Consider the following 25,030-nt stretch of genomic DNA (forward strand, 5'->3'; position numbering starts at 1 on the left):
CCCGGGCGGCACGGTGCCGCGCACCTCAGCACTCCCCCAGTTCCTCCCGGTACGCCCGACGCAGCCGGGGCACGGCCCTGGGGGAGACGCAGAGGTGCCATGCCCGCCCCTCGTCGACGACGTTCACCTCGCCGGCATCCTGACGGCCGAGCAGCACGTTGGCCAGCGCCTCCGCGGCACCGAACCGGCGGAACCAGTGCATCTCCACGTCGACCGCCCAACCGAGGCAGTGCGAGCTGGGCACCATGGCCGCGTAGCCGAGTCGGCGCAGCCGGTACTGGTGTTCCAGACTGCGGGTGAGACTGGTGACCCAGAGAGGCGGCGTGCCGGCCGGCGCGGCGAGGGCGAACTCGGCGGCGATCTGGTTGAGCAGCGCCACCGGTTCGGGGCGGGCGTGGACGCAGCTCAGCCCGGTGGTCCGAGGCGCACGGTGCGGGACGGTCCGCCGTTGCGCGGCACGGACGGCCCGGCCGAGAAGGGTGCCGGGCTGCCTCCGGTAGCGGAACCGCAGCAGACCCCGACGGCGCAGCCGGTCCAGGTCGACCAGGTTCGCGTCCCGCTGGACCTGGTCGTCGGTGCGGTAGGTGGACGCCGTCGCCCACCACATCACGTCGATCCGGGAGAGCAGGTAGATCCGGACCAGGGCGGTCAGGGCGGCGGAACTGTAAGCGTTCGGCCGGGGACGGGTCATCTCCAACAGCAGGGTCTCCCGGGCGCCGACCATACCCTGCGGAGTGGCCTGGAGGACGTCGGCCAGCGCCGGCTCGCCGAGGCGGTCGGTGAGCAGGGCCTGCCGAGCGACGGTGGAGTTCTCGTCGGCGAACGCCCTGACCTCGACCAGCAACTCGGTCACGGCGGCACGGTAGGCGTCCAGGTCGGGTCGGGTCGCGGTGGTCCGGGCCGCCCGGACCGGTCCGCCGGCCGTCAGGAACGAGCCGGGCTGTTCCGGACGCCGGCTGGGCACTCGCATGGCACGGTCCTCTCTCTCCCGACATATCGGCAGGGTGAGCCTGAAGACGACGGTATCGGTCACTACGCCGCGGAGTACGAAGATTGCTCTTATCCAGCGGGGAAGCTCCCCGTCCGGGGGGAAACCGGATGCGGGACACCCGCCCGAGGAGGACACCCCACCGGCCGGCGCGCCACACCGTGGCGGCCGGGAACACCGTCGGACACGGCGGGAGCGCCGGCCGATGTGGACAGGCGACGGGGAGATCTTTACAACGTTGTATCCAACGTTGTACAAAGGCACGACACCGCAGCGACGACGGTCGACACCACCGACGACCCAAGGCAGGTCTGATGGGACACCTCCGCCGCGGCGGCGCGTGCAGCGCCGTACTCGGGCTCGTTCTCGCGGCCACCGCGTCCGCGCCGGCACTCGCCGGCCCGGAGCAGCCGCCTCGCTACGACAATCCGCTCTCCGCCTCCTTCGCCGACACCTTCGCCGACCCCGTGATCGTCCGGGGCCACGACGGGCTCTGGTACGCCTACGGCACCACCGACCCCCTCCGGGAGGGCGAGAAGCAGTTCCACGGCGTCCCCATGGCGCGCTCGTCGGACCTGGTCCGGTGGACGTACGTCGGGGACGCGTTCACCGCCGGCCAGCGCCCCCCGTACGCCGCCGAGGGGGCCGGGTTCTGGGCTCCCGACGTGCGCTGGGTCGACGGCCGCTGGGTCATGTACGTGACCGTCACCGACACCACCGTCTCCCCCGGCGGGGGCGACTTCGCCGTCGGCGCGGCGACCGCCCCCACCCCGACCGGACCGTGGACCTTCACCAACGAGCCGGTCGTCGCCCCCCGCCCCGGCGGGGGCGGCGGCTGGCTCTGGACCATCGACCCGAGCCAGTTCACCGACGTCGACGGGACCCCCTACCTCTACTACGGCAGCTACTACGGCGGCATCTCGGTCACCGAACTCTCCCCGGACGGGTTGCGCGCGGTCGGTGAGCCGACCCTGGTGGCGGTCGACAACAAGTTCGAGGGCAGCTACGTACTGCGCCACGACAGCTGGTACTACCTCTTCGCCTCCACCGCCAACTGCTGCGCCGGGCCGGCCACCGGCTACTCCGTCCACGTCGGTCGGTCGAGGAGTCCGCGTGGGCCGTTCGTCGACCGCGACGGGCAGGCGCTGACCGCCTCCCGGGCCGGCGGCACGCCCGTGCTGGCCCAGAACGGCAACCGCTGGATCGGCGTCGGGCACAACGGGTTCCTCACCGACCTGTCCGGTCAGGACTGGATCGTCTACCACGGCATCGACCGGGCCGACCCGTACCTGGACGAGCCGTTCGGCATCAACGAGCGGCCGATGCTGATCGACCGGCTCGACTGGGTCGACGGCTGGCCGGTGGTGAACGCGGGCGCCGGGCCGTCCGACGGCGACCGGCCCGCCCCGGTCACCACCGGACGGGTCGACGAACGCTTCGACGACGCCTCCCTCGTCGGGTGGCGGCGCGACGGCGACTGGCGGGTCACCGACGGTCGGCTGCGCGGCACCGGCACGCTGACCCACCGCACCAGCACCGGCGGAGACGTCCGCGCCGAGGTGGACCTGCACCCGGCCGGTGCCCGCGCCATGGCCGTCTCCCTCGGGGACCGGGTCGACGTCCGGATCGACGTGGCCGGTGGCCGCCTGGTGGCCCGCGACGGCCGACGGACGGCGACCGCGCCACTGCCGGCCGGCTTCACGCCCGGCCACCGGCACCACCTGGCCGTCGAGGTACGCGGCGACCGGCTGGTCGCCGAGCTGAGCCCGGCCCGGCTGGGCGACCAGCTCGCGGTGGTCACCCTGCACCTGGACCGCCCGCCGGTCGGCCGTCTCGGACTGGCCGCCGAGGGCGGCGTGGCCGAGTTCGACAACGCCAGCATGGTCCGCCTGCACCAGCCGGTGCGGCGGACCGTGCCCGAGCCCCGCCCCGGTGGGCTGCTGCCACGCTTCTCCGACGAGTTCGACGGCGGCCTCGGCGCGGACTGGCAGTGGGTCCGGCCGGACCCGGCGGTCACCGTCACCGACGGTGCGCTGCGCTGGCCGGTGCGGTCGACGGACCTGACCGGCACCGGCAACACCGCAGGGGTGCTGCTGCGCGACGCGCCGAGCGGGAACTACGTCGTCGAGACGAAGGTGACCCTCGACCTGGGCGAGGAGACGGTCCGCAACTACCAGCAGGCCGGCCTGGTGGCATACGTCGACGACGACCGGTTCGCCCGACTGAGCCAGGTGGCGATCTGGAACACCCGGCAGGTCGAGTACGGCTACGAGCTGCCCTTCGCCGGCCAGCCGGTGTACGGCGGGAACATCGTCGGCACCCCGGCCACCACCACCTGGCTGCGGCTGGCGCACCGGGTCGACGCGGCCACCGGCGAGCACGAGTTCCGGGCCGGGTCCAGCCGGGACGGGCGTACCTGGACCTGGGGTGGCGTCTGGACCTTCCCGGCCGGCACCGCTCCCCGAATCGGCCTGGTCGCGCACGGCGGGGCCGAGCCGGCGGTCACCGCGGAATTCGACTACCTGCGTTTCTACCGGTAGTCACGGGGACGGACGGTCCACGGGGTGCGGCGTCGGACCGTCCATCCGGGCCCCCTGCCCAGCCGGGCGGGGGGCCCGGTCACGTACCGGGGCCGGTGGCTCGCCGCCCGACCGGTCCGCGCGCTCGTCACCGGCGGGCGCCGCCCAGCGGGGTGACCTTCCGGTCGGCGCCGTCATAGCTGCGGGCGGCGACGAACGCGCCGGCGGGTCGGTGGACGGCGGCCACCGCGCGGGCCCGCCGACGGTCGGCGTCCCGGAACCGCAACGCCAGGCTCAGGTGCGGAATCCACCGGCCCGGCTCGTGCCAGGGCAGCCGTCCCTCGGCGCCGGAGAGGGCGTCCCAGACGGCGGCGTGCAGCATGGTGAGCGCGGGTGACGGCTGGAGCAGCCAGACGAGCGGGGCGCTGCCGTCCAGGACGGTGATCCGGTCCAGCCGGACCGGCAGGGGCAGCGCGGCGTCGACCAGGTCGGCGAGGCGGTCCTCCGCCCCGGGCGGGAACGCCTCGACCGAGGCGAGGGTCAGGTGCGGGCGGTTGGTCGGGTGCGTGTTCCGGGCCAGGCTGGGCAGGCCGGCGTCGGCGAGCCGGTGCCACGCGTCCCGGACCACGTCCTCCAGCGGCGGGGAGCAGAGCAGTTCGACGGTCCGCACGCCGCCCAGGCTAGCCGCACCGGGGCCACCGGGACGGCCGCGTCTCTCACAGCCAGCCGTTGTCCCGGGCCACGCGGACCGCCTCGGCGCGGCTGGCCGCCCCGAGCTTCTGCACGGCCGAGGCGAGGTAGTTGCGCACCGTGCCGCTGGACAGGTGCGCGCGCCGGGCGATCACCGCGACCGGTGCGCCGTACTCGGCCAGCCGCAGCGTCTCCAACTCCCGTGGGGTCAGCGGGCACGGCGGAATGCTCAACGCGTCGGCGGCCAGCGCCGGGTCGACGTACCGGCCGCCGGCGTGCACCCGTCGGATCACGTCGGCCAGCGCGCCGGCCGGCGCGCCCTTGGGCAGGAAGCCACGCGCCCCGGCGGTGAGCGCGCGGGGCAGGTGCGCGGGCCGACCCCGGCCGGTGAGGATCACCACCGCGCAGCCGGGCAGCACCCGGGCCAGTTCGGCGGTGACGCCGAACCCGTCCAGGCCGGGCATCTCCAGGTCGACCACGGCCACGTCGGGGCGGTGGGCCAGGGCGGCGGTCACCGCGGCGGGCCCGTCGGCGGCCTGTGCCACCACCGTCAGGTCCGGTTCCAGGTCCAGCAGGGCACCGAGGGCCGCCCGGATCAACTCCTCGTCGTCGGCGAGCAGGACGCGGATCATGCGGCGGCCGGCACGGTCGCCTCGACGGTGAAGACGTCGCCGTCACGCCGGACGACGAGCACGCCGCCGACCGCGGCCAGCCGCTCGGTCAGGCCGGACAGGCCATGGCTGCGGTCGTCCGGGCCGGCCGCCGAGGCCCCGTCGTTGGCGACGGTCATCCGGGCCATCTCGTCCTCCAAGCTGATCTCGATCCGGCACCAGCCCGCCCGGCTGTGCCGCAGCACGTTGGTGCTCGCCTCCCGCAGCACCGCCGCGAACTGGGCAGCCGTCGCCGCCGGCAGGTCGCCGTCGGGAAGGATCACGGTGGACCGTACGCCACAGGACCGGAGCACCTGCCCGACGGCGGCGGCCTGGTCGGCGAGGTCGACCCGCCGGTACCCGTGCACGGCGTCGCGGACCTCGTCCAGGGCGGTCGCGGCCAGCCGGCGCACCTCGTCTGCCTCCCGCCCGGCGCGCTCGGCGTCCACCGGGGCGAGCCGGGCGGCGAGCTCGGCCTTGAGGGCGATCACGGTCAACGCGTGCCCGAGCACGTCGTGCACGTCCCGCGCGAACCGCAGGCGCTCCTCGGTGGCGGCCAGCCGGGCCCGCGCCTCCTGCCCCTGCCGGGCCTGCACCAGCAGGTCCCAGAACCAGAATTGGAGACCGTTCACGGCGGCGATCCCCAGGCCGACGCCGGCGGTGACGGCCAGGTGCCGGACGACGGACCCACCGGTGGCCCCGGCCACCGTCACGGTGACCAGCAGCGCGCCGGCCGTGACGGGCAGCAGGGCCCGGACCGGGCCCAGCAGCGGGGCGGTGCCGACCACCGAGGCCCCGAGCCATGCCCAGCTCGGCCAGGATCCGGCGGCCAGCGGCGCGACCAGCGGCACGCTGAGCACCGCCGCGCCGACGAAGGTGAGACGGCGACGGCGGCGCGTCCGGTCGTCCAGCCAGGGGGTGACGGCGGCGTGCACCGCCGCGCCCTGTGTGACGGCGAAGAGAACGATGCCGGCCGCTCCCCCGGCCAGCCGGAGCCCGTCGGTCTCGCGGAACAACCCGACCGCGGGCAGGAGCAGACTGGCCCACAGCCCGCCGGCCAACGACAACAGGGTGACCGTCCGGGCCCGGCGCAGCCAGCGGTCCGGGTCAGCGGGAGTGGTCGGCACGGCCCCGATGCTAGGAGAACGACGGTCCGGCCGTCAGGCCCGGGACGCACGGGCACGCCGGGCGTTTCGCACGGCCGACCGGTGACACCGTGCGGATGGGTTCCGGGGGCGGGTACGCCGCAGGCTCGACGTATGACCGAAACGACGACGGGAACGAACCCTGTGGCCCGGACGGCGACCGGGACGCCTCCCGTGGCCGAGCCGGTGGCGGGTCGACGCCGGCTGCTCCGACCCGTACTGGAGATGCTCGCCGCCATGGTGGCGGGGATGCTCCTCCTCGACCCGTTCTGGGCGGTGGCCGCCGACCGCCTCGGCCGGACCGACCTGCTCGCCCGGCCCGACGTGGGCGTCGCAGTGATGGCCGTGGACATGGCGATCGGGATGACGGTGTGGATGCGGTACCGGGGGCACCCGTGGTCCGGGGTGGGTGAGATGGTCGCCGCGATGCTGCTGCCGCTGGCGCTGCTGGCCGTACCGTGGTGGGCCGGCCTGATCGACGCGGACGCCCTGGTCCTCGGCGCGCACCTGCTGATGGTGCCGGCGACGGTCGTCGTGGTCTGGCGTCGCCCGGACGACCACGTCCACCCGGGCGGCCCCGCCCCGGCGGCGGGTCCGCTGGGCAGGCTGCTGCGGCGACGCTGGCCGACCCTGCTGGCCCTGCTGGTGACGGTCGACATGGTGTTCGCGCCGGTCGTGCCCAATCCGTGGTTCGTGCTGGTGCTGCCGACGGGTTACCTGGTGATCGGCGCGTACCGGCGTCGGTTGGGCGACCGCCGGATGCTCGCCGTGCAGGTGGCCGGGATGCTCGCCTGGGTTGGCCTGGCGGTGGCCGCGGCGACCGCCGCCGAGCCGCTCGCCACCTGGCTGGTGGCGGCCGGCTGGCTGGCCCACTCGGCGTGGGACGTCGTGCACCACCGCCTGAACCGGGTAGTGCCGCGCGGGTACGCCGAGTGGTGCGCCGTCTTCGACACCGGGGTGGGAATCGCGGTGCTGCTGACCCTCTGAGCCGTCCGTCCCGGCTGCCTGATCGGGGGCGTCCGGACCCAGATCGTGGTCCGGATGGCAGCGGGACGCCGTGGCCTCGTCGAAGGGGCCACGGCGGTGCGGGCGACGCCTGAACGGGCGTCGTCCGCACCGGCGTACCGGAGGGTGTCGCCGATGTGGCCCGGTCGCCGCAACGTGACCCCAGGGGTAATGGAAGGCTTGTCGCATGAGTTCCGCACCTGTACTGCCCGAACCAGCGTCCGCTTCCACCGGTCCGGGCGACCCCGATCCGGCGAGCCCCTTCTCCGACCTCGGTCTGCGACCCGAGTTGCTGGGCGCGTTGTCGTCCCTCGGCTACGAGGAGCCCACCCCGATCCAGCGGGAGGCGATCCCTCCCCTGCTGGCCGGCCGTGACCTGCTGGGTCAGGCGGCGACCGGCACCGGCAAGACCGCCGCCTTCGCGCTGCCCCTGCTGCACCGGCTCCCGGCCGAGCGGGCGTCGGGTGACCCGGTGGCACTGGTGCTGACCCCGACCCGGGAGCTGGCCGTGCAGGTCTCCGAGGCGCTGCACCGGTACGGACGGGAGTTGGGGGTCCGGGTGCTGCCGATCTACGGCGGGCAGCCGATCGGGCGGCAGCTGCGGGCCCTGGACGCCGGGGTGGACGTGGTGGTCGCGACGCCCGGCCGGGCGCTGGACCACATCGCCCGGGGCACGCTGCGCCTGGGTGGGCTGGCCACGGTGGTGCTCGACGAGGCCGACGAGATGCTCGACATGGGTTTCGCCGAGGACATCGAGGCGATCCTGGAGCACGCGCCCGCGCAGCGGCAGACGGTGCTCTTCTCGGCCACGATGCCGGCGCGCATCGACGGGATGGCCCGGCAGCACCTGACCGACCCGGTACGCATCCTCATCGCCCGGGAGCCGGCCGTGGCCGGGGAGACGCCCCTGGTACGGCAGCGCGCGTTCATCGTGGCGCGGGCGCACAAGCCGGCCGCGCTGGGCCGGGTCCTGGACGTGGAGTCCCCCACCGCGGCGATCGTCTTCTGCCGCAGCCGGGAGGAGGTCGACCGGCTCACCGAAACGATGAACGGCCGGGGCTACCGGGCCGAGGCGCTGCACGGCGGGATGAGCCAGGAGCAGCGGGACCGGGTGATGGGGCGGCTGCGCGGCGGCACCGCCGACCTGCTGGTGGCCACCGACGTCGCCGCCCGGGGGCTGGACGTCGAGCAGCTCACCCACGTGGTCAACTACGACGTTCCGTCGGCGCCCGAGTCGTACGTGCACCGGATCGGCCGGGTCGGTCGGGCGGGACGGGAGGGGGTGGCGATCACTCTCGCCGAGCCGCGCGAACACCGGATGCTCAAGACGATCGAGCGGGTGACCGGCCAGCGGATCGTCATCGACAAGATCCCCACGGTGGCCGACCTGCGGACCCGGCGGTTGGAGCTGACCCAGGCGGCGCTGCGGGAGAGTCTGCTGGAGGACGACCTGGAGCCCTTCCGGGTGATCGTGGAGTCGCTCAGCGACGAGTTCGACCTGATGGAGGTCGCGCTCGCGGCGGTGAAGCTCGCGCACGAGGCCGCCGGGCCGGGCGCCGACGACGAGGAGGAGATCCCGCAGGCGCCGGTCCGCGCTCCCCGCGAGGCCCGGCCGGGGTACGAGACCCGTGGCGAGCGCCGTCCGACCCGTGCCCGTACGGGCGGGACGACCCAGGTCTTCATCGGGCTGGGCCGACGGGCCGGAGTCCGCCCGCAGGACCTGGTCGGAGCGATCACCGGGGAGACCCGGCTCAGTGGCCGGGACATCGGCTCGATCGAGATCGCCGACCGGTTCTCTCTGGTGGAGGTGCCCCAGGCGGTTGCCGACGAGGTGATCGCCGGGCTGCGCGAGAGCACCATCAAGGGCCGCAAGGCGACCGTACGCCGCGACCGCGACCAGCACTGACCCCGCCTCGCGTGAGGTGGTAGCAGGGGTCCCCTGTTACCGCTTTTTGCCGAGCAGGGGTCCCCTGCAGTGCCCTGGGCACTGCAGGGGACCCCTGCTACCAACCCGATCAGGCGGCGGCGAGCGCGGGACCGGTGCGGCTGTCGGCGTCGGCGGGGCGCAGCGCCACGGCGAGCACGTCCGCCACGTCGGCCAGGGTGTGCACGGTCAGCGCCGCACGGACCTCGGCGGGCAGGTCGTCGAGGTCCGGCGCGTTGCGGGCCGGGACGACCACCTCGGTCAGGCCGGCCCGGTGCGCGGCGAGCAGTTTCTGCTTGACCCCGCCGATGGGCAGCACCCGGCCGGAGAGGGTCACCTCGCCGGTCATCCCCACCTCGGGGCGGACCGGCCGGCCGCTGACCAGCGAGGCGAGCGCGGTGACCATGGTGATGCCCGCGCTCGGGCCGTCCTTGGGCACCGCGCCGGCCGGTACGTGCAGGTGGATCCGCCGACCGGCGAGGGCGTTCGGGTCCAGGCCGAGCTGGCGACCATGTGAGCGCAGGTACGACAGCGCGATGTGCGCGGACTCCTTCATCACGTCGCCGAGCTGCCCGGTGAGGGTCAGCCCGGGTTCGCCGTCCATGCTGGTCGCCTCGACGAAGAGGACGTCACCCCCGGCGCCGGTGACGGCCAGGCCGGTGGCCACGCCCGGGACGGCGGTCCGTTCCGCCGACTCGGGGGTGAACCTCGGGCGGCCCAGGTAGCGGGCCAGGTCGTCGACGTCGACGTGGACCGGTCCCGGCTCGGTCGCCAGCGCCACGGCGACCTTGCGCAGGATCCTCGCCAGGGCCCGGTCGAGCTGCCGGACGCCGGCCTCGCGGGTGTACTCGGCGGCGATCCGGGCCAGCGCGGCGTCGGTCACGGTCACCTCGTCGGCGGTCAGCCCGGCCCGGTCCCGCTGCCGGGGCAGCAGGTGGTCCCGGGCGATGGCCACCTTCTCCTCCTCGGTGTAGCCGTCCAGGCCGACCAGCTCCATCCGGTCCAGCAGCGGGCCGGGGATGTTCTCCACCACGTTCGCGGTGGCCAGGAAGAGCACGTCGGACAGGTCGAGGTCCACTTCGAGATAGTGGTCGCGGAAGGTGTGGTTCTGCGCCGGGTCGAGCACCTCCAGCAGGGCGGCGGCCGGGTCACCGGCGTATCCGGCGGCGAGCTTGTCGACCTCGTCGAGGAGCACGACCGGGTTCATCGAGCCGGCCTCGCGCAGCGCCCGGACGATCCGGCCGGGCAGCGCGCCGACGTAGGTGCGCCGGTGGCCGCGGATCTCGGCCTCGTCGCGGACACCGCCGAGGGAGACCCGGACGAACTTCCGCCCGAGGGCGCGGGCCACCGACTCACCGAGACTGGTCTTGCCGACGCCGGGCGGACCGGCGAGGGCGAGCACCGCGCCGGAGCCGCGTCCGCCGACCACGCCGAGGTTGCGCTCGGCGCGCCGGTTGCGCACCGCGAGGTACTCCAGGATCCGGTCCTTGACGTCGGCCAGGCCGGCGTGGTCGGCGTCGAGCACGGCACGGGCCGCGGCCAGGTCGGTGTCGTCCTCGGTACGGCTGGTCCACGGCATCTCCAGGACGGTGTCCAGCCAGGTCCGGATCCAGCCGGCCTCCGGGGAGGCGTCGCTGGCCCGTTCCAGTCGGCCGACCTCGCGCAGCGCCGCCTCGCGGACCTTCTCCGGCAGGTCGGCGGCCTCGACCCGGGCCCGGTAGTCGGCGGAGCCGTCGGGCTCGTCCTCGCCGAGCTCCTTGCGGATCGCGGCGAGCTGCTGGCGGAGCAGGAACTCCCGCTGGGACTTCTCCAGCCCCTCACGGACGTCGCTGTTGATCCGCTCGCTGACCTCCTGCTCGGCGAGGTGGTCCCGGACCCAGTTCACGAGGAGTTCGAGCCGGGCGGTGACGTCCGGGGCGGCGAGCAGCTGGGTCTTCTGGCCGAGGGTGAGCCAGGAGACGTAGCCGGCGGAGTCGGCGAGTTCCGACAGGTCGGTCATCCGCTCGATCGCGTCGATGACCTGCCAGGCGCCGCGTTGCTGGAGCACCGAGGTCATCAGCGCCCGGTACTCGCGGGCGAGTTCCCGGGCCCGGCCGGCGGGAGCGGGTTCGGGCAGTTCGGTGGCCTCGACCCAGAGGGCGGCACCGGGTCCGGGGACGCCGGAGCCGATCCGGGCCCGGGTCAGGCCACGGACGACGGCGGCCGGTTCGCCGCTGGGCAGCCGGCCGACCTTCTCGATGGTGGCGACCGCGCCGACCGGGCCGTACTCGCCGTCGATGCGGGGTACGGCGAGCAGCTTCTGGTCCCCGGTGGCGCGGGCCGCGTCGACCGCGGCCTGGGTGGTCGGGTCGAGGGTCACCGGGATGACCATGCCGGGCAGCAGGACGGTGTCGGTCAGGGGCAGTACCGGAAGAGTTGCCATCGAACACCTGCCATTGCGTTGACTTGAGCGTGCCTGACTCAAGTCGACGTACGTTCGCCTTGTTCCGGCGTGTGACCCACGCCATGTCCGACGGTTGGCGGGGCGAGCGGTTCTCCGGCGGACGGGACGGGCGGTCCGCCGGCGGACGGGACGGGTGCTTGCCCGGCGGGTGGGGCGGGCGCACGGAGCGACGCCGGCCCGCCGGCCAGCGCGACGGCGAGGGGAATGGCCGCCGTGGTGGCCGCCAGAGCCAGGATCGTCCAACCCGGTGCGGCGACGACGGTGAGCACCCCGGAGACCGCCAGTTTGGTCCGGATCCGGGCCGAGGGGCCGACCGGAGCGCCGTGACCGGCGCCGAGTGCGGGGTGGAACACGAGCCTCTCCTTTCGTCGTGCGGAATGCCGTCGACGGCGGGCGGGTCATCCGGGCAGGGCGAGCAGCGCGGCCCCGACGAGCACCCCGACCAGCCCGGCTAGGGCGAGTTGGGAGCCGTCGAAGCCGGTGCCGGGGCTGATCACCTGCCAGCCGAGGTACGCCACGGCCACCCAGACGGTGACGAAGGACGCCTCGTGCGCGCTGTGCCGGAGGGTCTGCCCGAACGAGCGGGGCTGGGCGGTCTCGAGGGTGTCGTCGACCAGCCGGCCCCGTCCCAGGGCGAAGATCACCGCAGCGGTGAGCGTCCCGAGCACCCCGAGCGCGAGGTACGGGTCGACGCCGCCGAGCGCCCGGGTCAGCGCGGCCGGGTCGACCACCTGGAAGACCACCGGGACGGAGACCAGGAAGGCCGGGGTGGTGAGTCCCCAGAAGGCGGTCGCCGGGTCGGGGCGGCGGAGGAGCCCGACACACGCCCCGGTGACACCGGCGACGGGGACCGACGAGGGACCGGGGGGGGGCAGACGAGGAGCGACGGCTGCTGCAGCTCATCGCCGCCGGGCACGGCACCGCGTCGATCGGCGAGGAGCTGCACGTCTCGGAACGGACCGTGAAGCAGATGACCGCTTCGCTGTTGCGTAAACTCCGCGTGACCAGCCGGACGGAGGCCGCCGCACTCGCGGGCCATGCGGGGCTGCTCGGCACCTGAACGGTATTCGCCACCCGTACGGCCTCCCGGTGCCGCACCCGGGTGGGGGTTTCGGCGATGGCCGGCGGCGCGACCCGCTGACTGGCAATTTCCATGCCGAGGCGGGTTTTCACCCGTCCGGTGCGCACCATGGAATGCCGAAGGCCACGCATTGTTGCGGATTTGCGGTGGGATACGTCAAACTCTTAGCCACACCCCGCCACGCGCAAGGAGTAATGGACTATGGCCAGGAAAGTAATCACAGTTCTCACGGACGACCTCGACGGCGGAAAGGCCGACCGGACGGTCGAGTTCGGGCTCGACGGCGTCATGTACACCATCGATGTGTCGGACGAAAACGCCGGTGTCCTGCGTAAGGCCCTGGACCCCTACATCGCCGCTGGCCGTCGCATCGGTCGGGGCGTCGTGGAGAGCAGCCGGGGAGCCCGCCGTCCGGGTCGTCCGGCGACGTCCGGAATGGATCGTGAGCAGAACCGGGCGATCCGTGAATGGGCCGCGAAGAACGGCTACGAGATTTCCGAGCGTGGCCGCATCCCGGTGTCGGTCGTCGAGGCGTACAAGAACCGCTGATCAACCGACCGACATAACCATCCGGAGCCCGGACGTCACGCTGGGAAACCGCCAGCGCCGGCCGGGCCACCTTTCCACCCGTCCCGCTCCGGGCTCCACCGCCGGCTTTCCGCACCGTACGGCATCCGCTGGTCACGGCCCACGTCGCGCGGTCACCACCGTCCCGGTGTCGTCGTCGACCGACCCGCTGGACGGCGTCCGGGCACGCGGACGTCGCGGTCGGGGCGCTCGTGGATCCGCCATGGCGGGGGTCCGGCCCGGCCACGGGCTCCCGCCGGTCGGCGCTCCGACCGACCCACCCGCACGGCCGCCGCGGAGCAGCGGGACCGTATCCGGGTGCCCCTTCCCCACCCGGGCGCGGGCGGGCGGTATTCGCGGACCTGGGAACGCGTCGATTACCGACGATGTCCTTTCGCGTCACCCACCCCGGCCGACCCGGAACCACCGTCCGGCCCATTCCCGCGCGCGGAGCGCGACGTCCACCGGACCGGGACCCGACGTGGCCGGCGGGACCGGAAAGCGGGTCAGTCGAAGGTGAGATGGTCGAAGTCGAACCCGTGCTCCATCTCACCGCGACGGGACCGCAACCGGTCGAAGTCCCGTCCGAGGTCGCTTCGGGGCACCAGGTCGGGTTCACCGGCGTCGACCCGGCGCAGGTGTTCCCCGATCGCGGTGACGGCCAGGTCCCCGGCGAGCCGCGCGGCGTCCACCCCGCAGGAGAAGCGGTGTTCCCAGAGCAGGACCCGCTCGACCAGGCACCGGCCGGGACGCACCTCGGCCCAGGCCCAGCCCTCGACGGGGCCGTTCGTCCAGCGCACGTGCAGGTCGCGCACGATGGGGTCGACGAGCCGCCGGGCGACGTACGCCTCGACCGCGGCGGCGCGGGCGATCGCCCCCAGGTCGTTGACGTGACCGCTGCGGCCGTCGGGCAGTCGGCCGACGATGTCCCGGAACCCCACGGGCTGCTCGGCTTCCGGGTCCCCCGGCTCCGGCATGCCGGCGGCGTAGCCACGGGCGTCTATCAGGTACTCCGCCACCCGCCGCGCGTGCGAACCGGGCCGCAGGGTGCCGGACTGGATCCGGAGCACCGCCAGGCCGACCGCCGCGCTGACCGCGTCGCGCATCCGGACCTCGCGCTGCGCCTCCGGCGTGGCGGCCGGGGTGGTGAACTCCACGGCGAACACCGGCCGTCCGGTGGCGCCGTCACAGACCACGACGTCGAGGGTGGCCCGGCCGGCCGTGCTCCACTGGTGACCGGTGATGCCCGGCGGACGGCCGGAGACCAGCTCACCGAGACGGCGGGCGGTGTGCACGACGTGGCCACCACGCTCCAGGAGCGGACCGCGTCCGGCGGCGATCGGACGCAGCCGGGAGTCGCCGTCGGGTCCGGTGCTCGTCATCTGTCCCACGTTCCATCCCTCGGTGCCCGGCAGAGTGTAGGACGGAGGCGGGGGTAGCCCGCCGAGCGGCCCACCCGACGACGGACCGCACCGGACCGGCGGACGCGCCGTGCACACCGTCGCCGCGTCCCTCGGCCGGGGCGGTCTGGGGCGGGCCCGGCCCCCGGGCTCAGGCCCCCATCACCAGCCCCTCGATGGTGTGCTTCTGCCGGATCGGGGTCAGGGTCTCCACCACCGGGCACGGCAGGTGCTCACGGACCAGCGCCGGTAGGCGCTCCCAGTAGTCCCGGGTGACGGCCATGTCGTGCCGGGCGGCGTTGCCGGCGCCGGGGGCGTCGACCCCGAGCACCAGCACCGGGCGCGCGACGGCGGAGACGTTCGGGGTGCCGCGGTGGATGGTCAGCGCCGACCGGGCCGAGATGTCGCCGCGCTGCGGATACTTGCGGACCGCGCGTCGCTCGTAACGGGGGTAGCGTTCCCGGGGCGGGAACATGCCGTGGTCGAGGTCGGCGTGGTCGTCCCACTGGGTGCCCGGGGCGATCTCGAACGGGCCCATCTCCTCCACCGTGTCGACGGTGGTGAGATTGAAGGCGAGCGAGGTGAGCCGTCGCTGCTGCCGGGTCTCGTCGGGCATCGGGAAGTCCCGGTGCCAGGGCTGCCGGGCGGCACCGGGGAACGGGGTGTCGAAGCCCAGCTCGACGATCTCGTAGCGCGGTCCGAGCACCGCCCGGCAGAGCCCCACCACCCAGGGATGGGTGACCAGATCGACGAAGCCACGCAGCTGCTCGGGATGGATCTCCACGTACCAGCGCTGGGGGCCACGGCCGACGGCACCGTCGGGACGGGACCGGGCCTCGGCGAAGGCGGCTTCGACGTCCTCACGGACCCGGTCGACCCACTCGGCCGGGAACGCGCCCCGGCAGGCGGTGATCCCGTCGCGGTAGAGGTCGCCGAGCGCCTCCACCGGAGTCTCGCCGACCTCCCCCGCATCGTACGGCGGGGTCGTGGACATGGTGTCGTCGTCGTGTCGCATACAGCCTCCTCGAAGTGACACCGGGAGTATTACAACGTTGTAGAAGCGGGGCAACGGTCGACGACCGGTTCGGGCATCATCGACGTCGACGGACCGGTCGGGATCGGGAGGTGCGGACGTGCGGGTGGTGTCCCTGGTGCCGTCGCTCACCGAGGCGGTGGCGGTCACCCTGCCCGGGGTGCTGGTCGGCGCGACCGACTGGTGCACCCATCCCGCCGGCCTGACGGTCACCCGGGTCGGCGGCAGCAAGTACCCGGACCTCGACCGGGTCGTCGCGCTCCGCCCGGACGTCGTGCTGCTCAACGTCGAGGAGAACCGCCGCGAGGACGCTGACGCCCTGGCCGCCGCCGGCGTACCGGTACGCGTCACCTACCCCCGGACCGTGCCGCAGGCCCTCACCGAGCTGGGCGACCTGCTCACCGCCCTCGGCGCGTCCGGCGAACCGCAGTGGCTGGCCGCCGCCCGGCACGCCTGGACGAGGCCGCCGGTCCCGAACGGGTCCCTGCGCGCGGTCGTGCCGGTCTGGCGCCGGCCGTGGGTGGTGCTCGGCGGCGACACCTTCGCCGGGGACGTGCTACGCCGGCTCGGCGTGCGCAACCTCTACGCCGACCATCCGGAACGCTATCCCCGACCCGGCCTGGACGATCTGCGCGACCACCGGCCGGAGCTGGTGGTGCTGCCGGACGAGCCGTACCGGTTCACCGCCGAGGACGGTCCGGACGCCTTCCCCGGCGTGCCCTGTGCCCTCCTCTCCGGCCGGCACCTGACCTGGTACGGTCCGTCGCTGGCCGAGGCGCCCACGGTCCTCGCGGCGCAGCTCGGCCAGCGGCTGACGCACCCGGGTTGAGCGACCGGCGGTCACGCCACCGGGGTCACCCCGGGCGCCCACTCCGGGGCGACCGTGTCGTCCTGGTCGTAGCCGAGGGTGCCGACCACCCGGGTCACCCCGCTGACCTGCCCGGCGAGGCGGACCGCCAGCTCGGCGGAGCTGCGCCGGTCGACCTGGCCGTCCAGGGCCACCTCGCCGTGCCGCACCCGGACGGTGACCAGCCCGTCCGGGACGGCGAGCACCCGGCGCAGCACCTCCTGCACCACGTCCTCGCGGATCTCCGAGTCCCGACGCAGGTGCACGCGCAACAGGTCGGCACGAGTGACGATGCCGACCAGGCGGGCCAGGTCGTCCAGCACCGGCAGTCGCTTGACCTGTTCGCGGTCCATCAGCCGGGCAGCCGCCGGCAGGGACGCCCCGGGGTACGTGGTGACCGGCGGTGCGGTCATCAGCTCCTCGGCCACCATCGCGGCGGCCTTGACGCGCGCGTCGCGGCGACGCCGCCCCTCGAAGATCCGACGCTCGTCCGGGCGGCCGGCCCGCTCGACCTTGTGCAGCAGGTCGGCCTCGGAGACCACGCCACGCACCCGGCGGAAGCCGTCCACCACCGGGACCGCGCTGACAGCCCGCCGGACCAGCAGGTCGACGATCTCCCGGTACGGGGTCTGTCCGTCGACCGTCGCGACGTCCACGGTCATCACGTCGCCCACCTGCCACGTCCTCATGCCGACCTCCCTGCCGTCCGTGCACACCGGACGCTACGGCCGCCGCCTCGGACCGGGCAGAGGCAAAGGCACCGGACCGCACCGGGACCTCCGGCCCGCGAAGGACCCCCGGGAAGGGGGCGAAGGTCCCGCCGGACGCGGGGCCGGACGACCCTGCCCCCGGCGACCCGGCCGGGATGGAATGGAACTGCCACCGGGAAGCGGTGCGAGGCACGAGGGAAGGACGTGGACACCATGACCGCGACGATCGACCGGGCCACCGTCCGGACCACCACCCCGGCGGCGCCGACCGCGACCCACCGGAACGGAACCCCGGCGGCGGGGACCGCCCGGACCCAGGCCGCCCGGTACGTCTTCGCCGGCATCCGGATCGCGCTGGGGTGGACCTTCCTCTGGGCCTTCCTGGACAAGACCTTCGGCCTCGGCTTCGCCACCGAGGCGAAGAACGCCTGGACCAACGGGGGCAGCCCGACCAGGGGCTTCCTGGCCTTCGGCGCCCAGGGGCCGTTCCAGGGGCTCTACCACGACATCGCCGGCGCGGTCTGGGCCGACTGGCTGTTCATGGCGGGCCTGCTCGGTATCGGCCTGGCCCTGCTGCTCGGCATCGGCCTGCGGATCGCGGCGGTCGCCGGTGGCCTGCTCTACGTGATGATGTGGACGGTCGTCCTGCCTCCCGAGAACAACCCCCTCGTGGACGAGCACCTGATCAACGCGGCCCTGCTCGCCGGTCTCGCGCTGGTCGCCGCCGGTGACACCCTCGGCCTCGGCCGGGCCTGGGCGAGGCTCCCTCTCGTCCAGCGGTTCCCCTGGCTGCGCTGACCGCAGACCGGCACCACGGCGGACGTCACCACCCGGTGGCGTCCGCCGCGTCGTGTCCGCGCCGGTGGCGGGCCGGGGGGCCGGCGGGCCGGGGGTCGGGGGGTTGGCGGGCCGGGGGTCGGGGGGTTGGCGGGCCGGGGTCGGCGGGCGGGGAACCGGCGGGCCGGCCGTCCTGCCGGACATCGGCAGCCGACGATCCGGCAGGATCGACCGGGACAGTGATCCCGCGAGGCAGGAGAGCCAGGATGAACAAGCCCGAGGTGGGCCCGATCGAGGGCGCCCCGCCCGCCGATCTCGTCGTCGAGGACCTCACGGTCGGCGAGGGCCCCGCGGCGGAGCGGGGGCAGCTGGTCACCGTGCACTACGTCGGGGTGGCCCACTCCACCGGACGCGAGTTCGACGCGTCCTGGAACCGGGGCGAGACCTTCCAGTTCGGGCTCGGCGCCGGCCAGGTCATCGCCGGCTGGGACCAGGGCGTGGTGGGAATGCGGGTCGGCGGCCGTCGTCGGCTCACCATCCCGCCGCACCTGGGCTACGGCAACCGGGGCGCCGGGGGTGTCATCAAGCCGGGCGAGACCCTGGTCTTCGTGGTCGACCTGCTCGGCGTTCGCTGACGTACGAGGTCGGGGCCGTCGACACGCCGATGGCCCCGACCTCCGGCAGGTCGGGACGGGACGTCGGTCAGACCGCCGCGAGAGGCCGGTACGGCGGGGCCGGGCGCGTCCGGCCCACCGGCGACGGCCGCCGGTCGGCCGGAATCCGGGAGCGGGACACGTCGGTGACCGCCCACGACCGCCGCACCGGGCCGGCGGCGAAGGGCAGGGCGTCGCCCGGCGGGGTCGGCGCCGGGACGTCGGCACGCTGGTCTTCCCGGGGCGTGCCGAGAGCCTCCGCCGGAGGCCGCCCGGCGGGCAGCGTGAGTCGCGGCGTGTCCTCCACCGGGATGACCCGGTGCAGGCCGGTGCCGTGCAGCACCCGCACGATCATCGGGTGCGGGTCGACCAGCACCAGCTCCCCGCCCCGGGCCCGGACGCCCAGGTGGGCGGCGACCAGGGTGCGGATCGCGGCGGCCGAGAAGACCGGCACGGCGGAGAGGTCGAGCCGCAGCAGCGGCCGGGTCGGCGGGGCCCAGAGCACCGACCGGAACTGGGCCACCGTCGCGATGTCTATCTCGCCGGCCACCCGCACGTCGATCACCCGGTCACCGATGCTGACCTCGACCTCGAGCCGGTCGCTGCGCTGCCTCATGACCTCGAATCTAGGCGCTCGGACCGACACTTTCCTCCTGCCGCGGACCGATACCCGGGTACGCCCCGGGTCGGGTCCGGGAAAACCCCTCACCCTCCCGGAGGAGGAGGGCCGCCCCACCCCACCGCTCCCGGGCAGCCGCGACGTCAGCTGTCGACGGTGTAGTCGAAGGTGAAGCCGTGCTCGCCGTCGACCAGCAGGATCTCCATGGTGCCGGCCAGCCCGGTCAGCTCCCCGGTGCCGGTGTCCGGGACCACCTGGATGGTCAGCGAGCCCTTGCCCCGCTCCATCACCCCGCAGTGCTGGAGGACGAAGCTGCCCGGGCGGCCGTGCAGCGTGCCCACCACGCGTTCGAGGCCGACGTAGCCGCCCGAGCCCGGCCGGGCCGACTCGGCCTTGAGCAGGTGGGCGACGCTGGAGGCCTGGAGATCCCCCTGGAACTCCTTGGTCACGACGACCCGGGCCAGCCGGCCACCCGCGCGGTCGTCGTAGGGCGGTTGCTCGTCCCAGATGAGGTCGACGGCGCCGACGGCACGGACACGCATGACTGGCTCCCCCCGGGTGCTACCCGATGAGATCATCATGCCGCACCAGGGGCCTCGTCGCAGGTCCGCCACCCGCTCGGACCTGCGGCGACGCCCCCGGCCGGGCCCGACACGGTGCGCCGGGCCCGGCGGGGTCACGGCACCGGCCCGACGGACCCGTGCCGGACGGGCTCAGCCGCCGCTGCCGGTGGAGGCGGGGCCGGGCGTCGCACCGGCGGCCGGTGCCGCCGGGCTACCGGTCGGTACGGGCCGCAGGTTTCCCGGCACCGGCAGGGCACTGCCCTTCACGAACTCCTCCCAGCTGACGTTCCAGGCGGTCCAGCCGTTGCCCGGCTGCAACCGGACCTCGGTGCCCTTCACCGTGATCAGGTCCCCGACCTGGGTGATTCCCATCAACCAGTCGGCGGCGCGGGCGGAGACGTTGGCGCAGCCGTGCGAGACGTTGGTGTTCCCCTGGTCCCCCTCCGACCACGGGGCGGAGTGGATGAACTCACCGCCCCAGGTGTAGCGCTGGGCGTCGTCCACGTCGACCACGTAGCCGCCGTTCGGTTCACCCCGGGTGTCGAAGGTGGTCCGCTCGTGCTTCTCCATGATCACCATGCGGCCGCTGGAGCTGGGCGTGCTCGGTTTGCCGAGGCTCACCGGGATCCGGCGCAGGAGCCGGCCGTCCTGGAACACCGACATCTGCTTGGTGGCGTTGTCGATCTCCAGCGCCACCTGACGGCCGATCTGTGAGGTCGCCCGCCGGTCGGCGTCCCCGACGCGGTCCCGGCCGATCGGCAGGCCCTCCAGCGCCGAACGGACGCTGATGCTGGTGCCGGGTCGCCAGAAGTCCGGTGCCCGGTAGTAGACCTGACTGCCGTCCTCCAGCCACGACCAGGCGCCCGGCTGGGGCGGGTCGGTCGTGACGAACAATCGGCGCTGAACCTCGTCCCTGGCCTCTTTCGGAATTGGCGGGTCGAACGCCACGGTTACCGGCATCGCGGTTCCGTACGTCCGGTTGCCGGCGAAGTAGAGCGTGCTGGTAATTGCCGGGGCGTTCGATTTCGCGGCAGTGGTGAACGTCGTGCTGCGCGTGGCGGTCTCGCCCGCGTCATTGCTCGCGGTCACCTCGGCGGTGTACGTCCGGCGGTGCGCCAGGGGCGCGGCCGGCACCCAGGCCGTCCCGTCCTCGCGGGGCTCGGCGCGGACCGGCGTTCCCTTGTCGTCCCGGATCCGGACCTCTTTCACCTTGCCCCCACGGACCGCGATGCCGACCTCGGCGCTGATCGGTACGTCCCGAGTGCGGTCGGTGGGCGTCACGGTCAGGTCCAACGGCACCCGGGCCGCCGCCTCCTTCTTCTCCGGTGCCCGGTCCGCCGTGCACCCGCCAAGTGCCAGTGCGGTCGCCGTCATGGTCACCGCGGACAGCGTGATCCGCCGCCTCCACTCCATGATTCTCCCCCCGTTCCCGTTTCCCTCCGGCACATTGTCACCATCACCGCTCGGCGGTCGGCGCAATTTCCGCAGAATCGTGCCGCGCAATTACCCACGATCATTGGCGAGAATTGACCGGATGTGGGGGAACGGCCCGGTCGGTCCGGCGGGAGCCTCATGCGTGACCGGCGTCCCTTCCCTCCCCCGGCCTGCTGGTACGTCCCATGATCACCGTTCACGCGCGGCAGGTACCCGGCGGCCGGGAACGGGCGGTTCGGGCGGCAGCGGCACCGCCGGCCCGGTCAGGACCCCGACCGGCAACGGACGACCGCCCTCGGGTGGATGGGGAGGCGGAAACGCCCGGCCGGCCCCGGACGTGGTGCCGGGCCGACCGGGCGGATGAGTGGGTGGACGGTCAGACGTTGGCGATCAGCAGGGCGGGCCGTTCGACGCAGTCGGCGACGTGCCGCAGGAAACCACCGGCCACGCCCCCGTCGCAGACCCGGTGGTCGAAGGTCAGGCTGAGCTGGGTGACCTTGCGGACCGCGAGTTGCCCGTCGACCACCCAGGGCTTGTCGACGATCCGGCCGATCCCGAGCAGCGCCGCCTCCGGGTGGTTGATGATCGGAGTGGAGCCGTCGACGCCGAACACCCCGTAGTTGTTCAGCGTGAACGTGCCGCCGGTGAGCCGGGCCGGGGGGAGGGTGCCGGCGCGGGCCGCCGCGGTGGTCTCGGTCAGCGCGGCGGCGAGTTCGGCGGTGGTGAGCCGCTGGGCGTCCCGCAGCACCGGGACGATGAGCCCCCGGTCGGTCTGCGCGGCGATCCCCAGGTGCACCCCGGCCGACTGGACGATCCGTTGCGCCTCGCCGTCGACCCGGGCGTTGAGCTGCGGAAAGCGCCGCAACCCGGACAGGCAGATCCGGGCCATCAGGGCGAGGATGCTGACCGGCCGGTCCGGGCCGGCGGCGTTGATCGCCGCCCGGGTCTCCAGCAGGCCGGTGGCGTCCACGTCGACCCAGATGGTGACCTCGGGGATCTCCCGCCGGCTACGGGAGAGCTTGTCGGCGATGACCTTGCGGACCCCGGTCAGCGGGATGACCAGGTCCTCGGCGGCGGAGGCCGGGGCCGGGTCGGGTACGGCGGTCACGGCGGCCGGCGGGGTGGCCGTCGAGGCGAGCGCGGCCTCCACGTCGGCCCGACGGACCACTCCCCCGGGGCCGGTGCCGCGCAGGGTGGTGGCGTCGATGCCGTGTTCCCGGGCCAGCCGCCGGACGATCGGCGAGATGACCGGAGAACCGGTAACCGATGCGACCCCGCCCCGGTCGGTGCCGCCGGGCACGACCGCCGCGGTGGGGGCCGTCCGGGTGGGCGACGGCTCCGGGGCCACGGTCAGTCGGGTGGAGGACGACTCCGGGGCCACGGCCGGTCGGGGACGGCGACGCCGTCGGCCGGGGCCGTGCCCGGTGCCGTACCCGATGAGCACGTTGCCGGACCCGGCGCGTTCCTCCTCGCGGTAGGTTGCGTGGCCGGCCGGTTCGGCCGGAGACGCGTCCAGCGGCGCCACGGTGATCAATGGCTGGCCGACCGGACGGACCTCCCCCGCCGCGCCGTGCAGGGCGACCACCCGACCGGCGTACGGGCAGGGCACGTCCACGACCGCCTTGGCGGTCTCCACCTCGACCACGGTCTGGTCCACGGTCACCTCGTCGCCGACGGCGACCCGCCACTGCACGATCTCCGCCTCGGCGAGGCCCTCCCCGAGGTCGGGCAGGAGGAACACCCGGGCGCCGTCCACGGTGGTCATGCCGCGCTGCCTTCCAGGCGGGGCAGCCAGCGGCTGTCGGGCTGGTCGTCCCACTGCAACCGGGCGACGGTGTCGAGGATGCGGTCCACCGAAGGCAGGTGGGTGTGCTCCAGCATCGGCGCCGGGTAGGGGATGTCCAGGCCGGTGACCCGCAGCACCGGGGCGTGCAGGGCGTGGAAGCAGCGCTCCTGCACCCGGGCGGCGATCTCCGCGCCGACCCCGGCGAAGCCCTGCGCCTCCTGGACCACCACGCACCGACCGGTGCGGCGCACCGAGGCGGTGACCGTCTCGTCGTCGAACGGGACGATGCTGCGGCAGTCGACCACCTCGAGGTCCCAGCCCTCCTCGCGGGCGGCCTCGGCGGCCTCCAGGGCGACCGGCACCGCCGGCCCGTACGCGATCAGGGTGGCGTCACGGCCCGGCCGCCGGACGACGGCCCGCCCGATCGGCGGGGCGGTCGCCGGCAGCGCCGCCTCGGCGCTGGAGAAGTAGAGCTTCTTCGGCTCCAGGAAGACCACCGGGTCGGGGTCGTCGATCGCCGCGCGCAGCAGCGCGTACGCGTCGTCCACGGTGGCCGGGGTGACCACCTTCAGCCCGGGGGTGTGCGCGTAGTACGCCTCGCTGGAGTCACAGTGGTGCTCCACCCCGCCGATGCCGCCCGCGTACGGCACCCGGATGACCATGGGCACGCTGAGCGCGCCCCGGGTGCGGTTGCGGATCTTCGCCACGTGCGAAGCGATCTGCTCGAACGCCGGGTACGCGAACGCGTCGAACTGCATCTCCACCACCGGCCGCAGCCCGGACATGGCCAGGCCGACCGCGAAGCCGACGATGCCGGCCTCGGCGAGCGGGGTGTCGAAGCAGCGCTTGTCGCCGAAGCGGGCCAGCAGCCCGTCGGTGATCCGGAACACGCCGCCGAGCTGGCCGACGTCCTCGCCGAAGACGAGCACCCGGTCGTCGTCGGCCATCGCGTCGGCGAGCGCGGCGTTGAGCGCCTTCGCCATCGTGGTGGCGGCCATCAGTTCTCCCCCTCCCGGTCGGCGTCGGCGGCCAACTCGGCCCGGACCTGCTCGCGCTGCTCCCGCAACTGGGGTGTGGGCTCGGCGTAGACGTGGTCGAAGAGGCTGAGCGGGTCGACGGCCGGCCTGTCGTGCATGCGCGTACGCAGGTCGGCGGCGTACGCCTCGGCCTCGGCGGCGACGGCGGCGACCGCCTCGTCGTCGAGCACCCCCCGGGTGCGCAGGTACGCCTCCAGGCGCACGACCGGGTCCCGGTCGCGCCACACCTCGACCTCGGCGCCGTCGCGGTAGCGGGTGGCGTCGTCGGCGTTGGTGTGCGGCTCCATCCGGTAGGTGTGCGCCTCGACGAGGTAGGGGCCCTTGCCGGCGCGGGCGTGCGCGACCGCGCGGGTCAGCACGGCGAGCACGGCGACCGGGTCGTTCCCGTCGACCTGCTCGGCGGGGACGCCGTACCCGACGCCCTTGTAGGCCAGGGACGGCGCGGCGGTCTGCCGGGACAGCGGGACGCTGATCGCGTACTTGTTGTTCTGGACGAAGAAGACCACCGGGGCCTTGAAGACGGCGGCGAAGTTGACCCCCTCGTGGAAGTCGCCCTCGCTGGTCGCGCCGTCGCCGATGAAGGCCAGCGCGACCGTGTCCCGCCCCTGGTACGCCTCGCCGTAGGCGAGACCGGCGGCGTGCACGCACTGGGTGGCCAGCGGGGTGCACTGCGGCGCGGTGTGGCGGGCGGCCGGGTCGTACCCGCAGTGCCAGTCGCCGCGCAGCAGGGTGAGCACCTCGACCGGGTCGATGCCCCGGGAGACCAGCGCCATGGACTCGCGGTAGGTCGGGAAGACCCAGTCGGTCTCGCGCAGGGCGAGCACCGCGCCGACCTGGCACGCCTCCTGCCCACGGGAGGAGGGGTAGACGGCGAGTTTGCCCTGTTTGGTCAGGGCGGTGGACTGGGCGTCGAAGCGGCGGCCGACGACCATGCGCCGGTACATCTCGCGCAGCTGGTCGACGTCGGGTTCGGCGAGGGTGGTGGGCAGCGGCGTGCCGCTGGGATCGAGCATGCGGACCGGCTCCGCACTGGGCAGCAGCTCGCGCGCCGGGTCGGGCGGGGTGGCCGCGCGACGGGAGGGCGACGGTGCCCGGCGGACCGCCCGAGATGTGGTCGTCACGGCGGAACCTCCTGGACGTGTGGTGGCCCTATGCTCGA

Annotated in this window: 24 protein-coding genes; 8 read left to right on the forward strand and 16 right to left on the reverse strand. The window is 74.1% G+C overall.

From position 1 onward, the window contains the following. Nucleotides 1-25: 25 nt before the first annotated feature. Nucleotides 26-970: a DUF5715 family protein gene (locus ACIBJE_RS04350; RefSeq protein WP_396742639.1), complete on the reverse strand. Its 945-nt coding sequence runs from the start codon at nt 968-970 to the stop codon at nt 26-28. Nucleotides 971-1,302: 332 nt separating this feature from the next. Here ACIBJE_RS04350 and ACIBJE_RS04355 point away from each other — a divergent pair, with 332 nt between their 5' ends. Then, entirely contained in the window at nt 1,303-3,528 is a 2,226-nt protein-coding gene (locus tag ACIBJE_RS04355) for a family 43 glycosylhydrolase (protein WP_396742641.1), read from the forward strand. 127 nt (nt 3,529-3,655) lie between these two features. Here ACIBJE_RS04355 and ACIBJE_RS04360 read toward each other — a convergent pair whose 3' ends face one another. The 3 genes from ACIBJE_RS04360 to ACIBJE_RS04370 are packed head-to-tail and all read right to left on the reverse strand — an operon-like array spanning nt 3,656 to nt 5,974. After that, nucleotides 3,656-4,177, reverse strand: coding sequence for a 2'-5' RNA ligase family protein (locus ACIBJE_RS04360; RefSeq protein WP_396742643.1), 522 nt, complete (start codon nt 4,175-4,177; stop codon nt 3,656-3,658). Nucleotides 4,178-4,223: 46 nt separating this feature from the next. After that, nucleotides 4,224-4,829, reverse strand: coding sequence for a DNA-binding response regulator (locus tag ACIBJE_RS04365; RefSeq protein ID WP_396742645.1), 606 nt, complete (start codon nt 4,827-4,829; stop codon nt 4,224-4,226). Then, on the reverse strand, nt 4,826-5,974 hold the full coding sequence (locus ACIBJE_RS04370; protein WP_396742647.1) for a sensor histidine kinase: 1,149 nt from the start codon (nt 5,972-5,974) through the stop codon (nt 4,826-4,828). Before ACIBJE_RS04370 ends, ACIBJE_RS04365 begins: the two co-directional genes overlap by 4 nt. 192 nt (nt 5,975-6,166) lie before the next feature. On the opposite strand from ACIBJE_RS04370, the gene ACIBJE_RS04375 reads away from it, so the two are divergent. After that, a complete protein-coding gene (locus tag ACIBJE_RS04375; protein ID WP_396742649.1) occupies nt 6,167-6,979 on the forward strand; it encodes a hypothetical protein in 813 nt (270 codons plus the stop codon). Between the two features lie 205 nt (nt 6,980-7,184). Next, a complete protein-coding gene (locus tag ACIBJE_RS04380; RefSeq protein WP_396742651.1) occupies nt 7,185-8,903 on the forward strand; it encodes a DEAD/DEAH box helicase in 1,719 nt (572 codons plus the stop codon). A gap of 109 nt (nt 8,904-9,012) precedes the next feature. Here the strand turns inward: ACIBJE_RS04380 and lon are convergent, their stop codons facing one another. The 3 genes from lon to ACIBJE_RS04395 are packed head-to-tail and all read right to left on the reverse strand — an operon-like array spanning nt 9,013 to nt 12,107. After that, entirely contained in the window at nt 9,013-11,343 is a 2,331-nt protein-coding gene (lon, locus tag ACIBJE_RS04385) for an endopeptidase La (protein ID WP_396742653.1), read from the reverse strand. A 38-nt stretch (nt 11,344-11,381) separates the two neighbouring features. Beyond that, a complete protein-coding gene (locus ACIBJE_RS04390) occupies nt 11,382-11,717 on the reverse strand; it encodes a hypothetical protein (protein WP_396742655.1) in 336 nt (111 codons plus the stop codon). Nucleotides 11,718-11,762: 45 nt separating this feature from the next. Next, nucleotides 11,763-12,107: a hypothetical protein gene (locus ACIBJE_RS04395; RefSeq protein ID WP_396742657.1), complete on the reverse strand. Its 345-nt coding sequence runs from the start codon at nt 12,105-12,107 to the stop codon at nt 11,763-11,765. Nucleotides 12,108-12,256: 149 nt separating this feature from the next. On the opposite strand from ACIBJE_RS04395, the gene ACIBJE_RS04400 reads away from it, so the two are divergent. Next, a complete protein-coding gene (locus tag ACIBJE_RS04400; protein ID WP_396743492.1) occupies nt 12,257-12,424 on the forward strand; it encodes a LuxR C-terminal-related transcriptional regulator in 168 nt (55 codons plus the stop codon). Nucleotides 12,425-12,646: 222 nt separating this feature from the next. Beyond that, a complete protein-coding gene (locus ACIBJE_RS04405) occupies nt 12,647-12,994 on the forward strand; it encodes an Lsr2 family protein (protein WP_396742659.1) in 348 nt (115 codons plus the stop codon). A 524-nt stretch (nt 12,995-13,518) separates the two neighbouring features. Here the strand turns inward: ACIBJE_RS04405 and ACIBJE_RS04410 are convergent. Together ACIBJE_RS04410 and ACIBJE_RS04415 are read right to left on the reverse strand one after the other, a co-directional pair. Then, the gene (locus ACIBJE_RS04410; RefSeq protein ID WP_396742660.1) at nt 13,519-14,394 is read right to left on the reverse strand and encodes a hypothetical protein; all 876 of its coding nucleotides are present in this window, start codon (nt 14,392-14,394) and stop codon (nt 13,519-13,521) included. A gap of 169 nt (nt 14,395-14,563) precedes the next feature. Continuing rightward, nucleotides 14,564-15,427, reverse strand: coding sequence for a phytanoyl-CoA dioxygenase family protein (locus ACIBJE_RS04415; RefSeq protein ID WP_396742663.1), 864 nt, complete (start codon nt 15,425-15,427; stop codon nt 14,564-14,566). A 118-nt stretch (nt 15,428-15,545) separates the two neighbouring features. On the opposite strand from ACIBJE_RS04415, the gene ACIBJE_RS04420 reads away from it, so the two are divergent. Further along, nucleotides 15,546-16,274: a helical backbone metal receptor gene (locus ACIBJE_RS04420; RefSeq protein ID WP_396742665.1), complete on the forward strand. Its 729-nt coding sequence runs from the start codon at nt 15,546-15,548 to the stop codon at nt 16,272-16,274. An 11-nt stretch (nt 16,275-16,285) separates the two neighbouring features. Here the strand turns inward: ACIBJE_RS04420 and ACIBJE_RS04425 are convergent, their stop codons facing one another. After that, the gene (locus ACIBJE_RS04425; RefSeq protein WP_396742668.1) at nt 16,286-16,981 is read right to left on the reverse strand and encodes a CBS domain-containing protein; all 696 of its coding nucleotides are present in this window, start codon (nt 16,979-16,981) and stop codon (nt 16,286-16,288) included. Nucleotides 16,982-17,206: 225 nt separating this feature from the next. Here ACIBJE_RS04425 and ACIBJE_RS04430 point away from each other — a divergent pair, with 225 nt between their 5' ends. After that, on the forward strand, nt 17,207-17,800 hold the full coding sequence (locus ACIBJE_RS04430) for a hypothetical protein (RefSeq protein WP_396742670.1): 594 nt from the start codon (nt 17,207-17,209) through the stop codon (nt 17,798-17,800). Nucleotides 17,801-18,045: 245 nt separating this feature from the next. Beyond that, nucleotides 18,046-18,414: an FKBP-type peptidyl-prolyl cis-trans isomerase gene (locus tag ACIBJE_RS04435; protein ID WP_396742673.1), complete on the forward strand. Its 369-nt coding sequence runs from the start codon at nt 18,046-18,048 to the stop codon at nt 18,412-18,414. A gap of 67 nt (nt 18,415-18,481) precedes the next feature. On the opposite strand, the gene ACIBJE_RS04440 is transcribed toward ACIBJE_RS04435, so the two are convergent. The 6 genes from ACIBJE_RS04440 to pdhA all read right to left on the reverse strand — a co-directional run bounded on the left by ACIBJE_RS04440 (nt 18,482) and on the right by pdhA (nt 24,992). Then, nucleotides 18,482-19,048 (reverse strand): anti-sigma factor antagonist, encoded by a 567-nt coding sequence (locus ACIBJE_RS04440; RefSeq protein ID WP_396742676.1) that lies wholly within the window; start codon nt 19,046-19,048, stop codon nt 18,482-18,484. Between the two features lie 146 nt (nt 19,049-19,194). Then, entirely contained in the window at nt 19,195-19,593 is a 399-nt protein-coding gene (locus ACIBJE_RS04445; protein WP_396742678.1) for a DUF3224 domain-containing protein, read from the reverse strand. Nucleotides 19,594-19,764: 171 nt separating this feature from the next. Continuing rightward, nucleotides 19,765-21,027 (reverse strand): Ig-like domain-containing protein, encoded by a 1,263-nt coding sequence (locus ACIBJE_RS04450; protein ID WP_396742681.1) that lies wholly within the window; start codon nt 21,025-21,027, stop codon nt 19,765-19,767. Between the two features lie 397 nt (nt 21,028-21,424). Beyond that, the gene (locus ACIBJE_RS04455) at nt 21,425-22,813 is read right to left on the reverse strand and encodes a dihydrolipoamide acetyltransferase family protein (RefSeq protein WP_396742683.1); all 1,389 of its coding nucleotides are present in this window, start codon (nt 22,811-22,813) and stop codon (nt 21,425-21,427) included. Continuing rightward, nucleotides 22,810-23,832, reverse strand: a complete 1,023-nt coding sequence (locus ACIBJE_RS04460) for an alpha-ketoacid dehydrogenase subunit beta (protein ID WP_396742686.1) — start codon at nt 23,830-23,832, stop codon at nt 22,810-22,812. Before ACIBJE_RS04460 ends, ACIBJE_RS04455 begins: the two co-directional genes overlap by 4 nt. Then, a complete protein-coding gene (gene pdhA, locus ACIBJE_RS04465; RefSeq protein WP_396742689.1) occupies nt 23,832-24,992 on the reverse strand; it encodes a pyruvate dehydrogenase (acetyl-transferring) E1 component subunit alpha in 1,161 nt (386 codons plus the stop codon). The genes ACIBJE_RS04460 and pdhA overlap by 1 nt, the downstream gene beginning before the upstream one ends. Nucleotides 24,993-25,030: the final 38 nt, after the last annotated feature.

The organism is Micromonospora sp. NPDC050187 (assembly GCF_044459745.1).
Lineage (GTDB): Bacteria > Actinomycetota > Actinomycetes > Mycobacteriales > Micromonosporaceae > Micromonospora.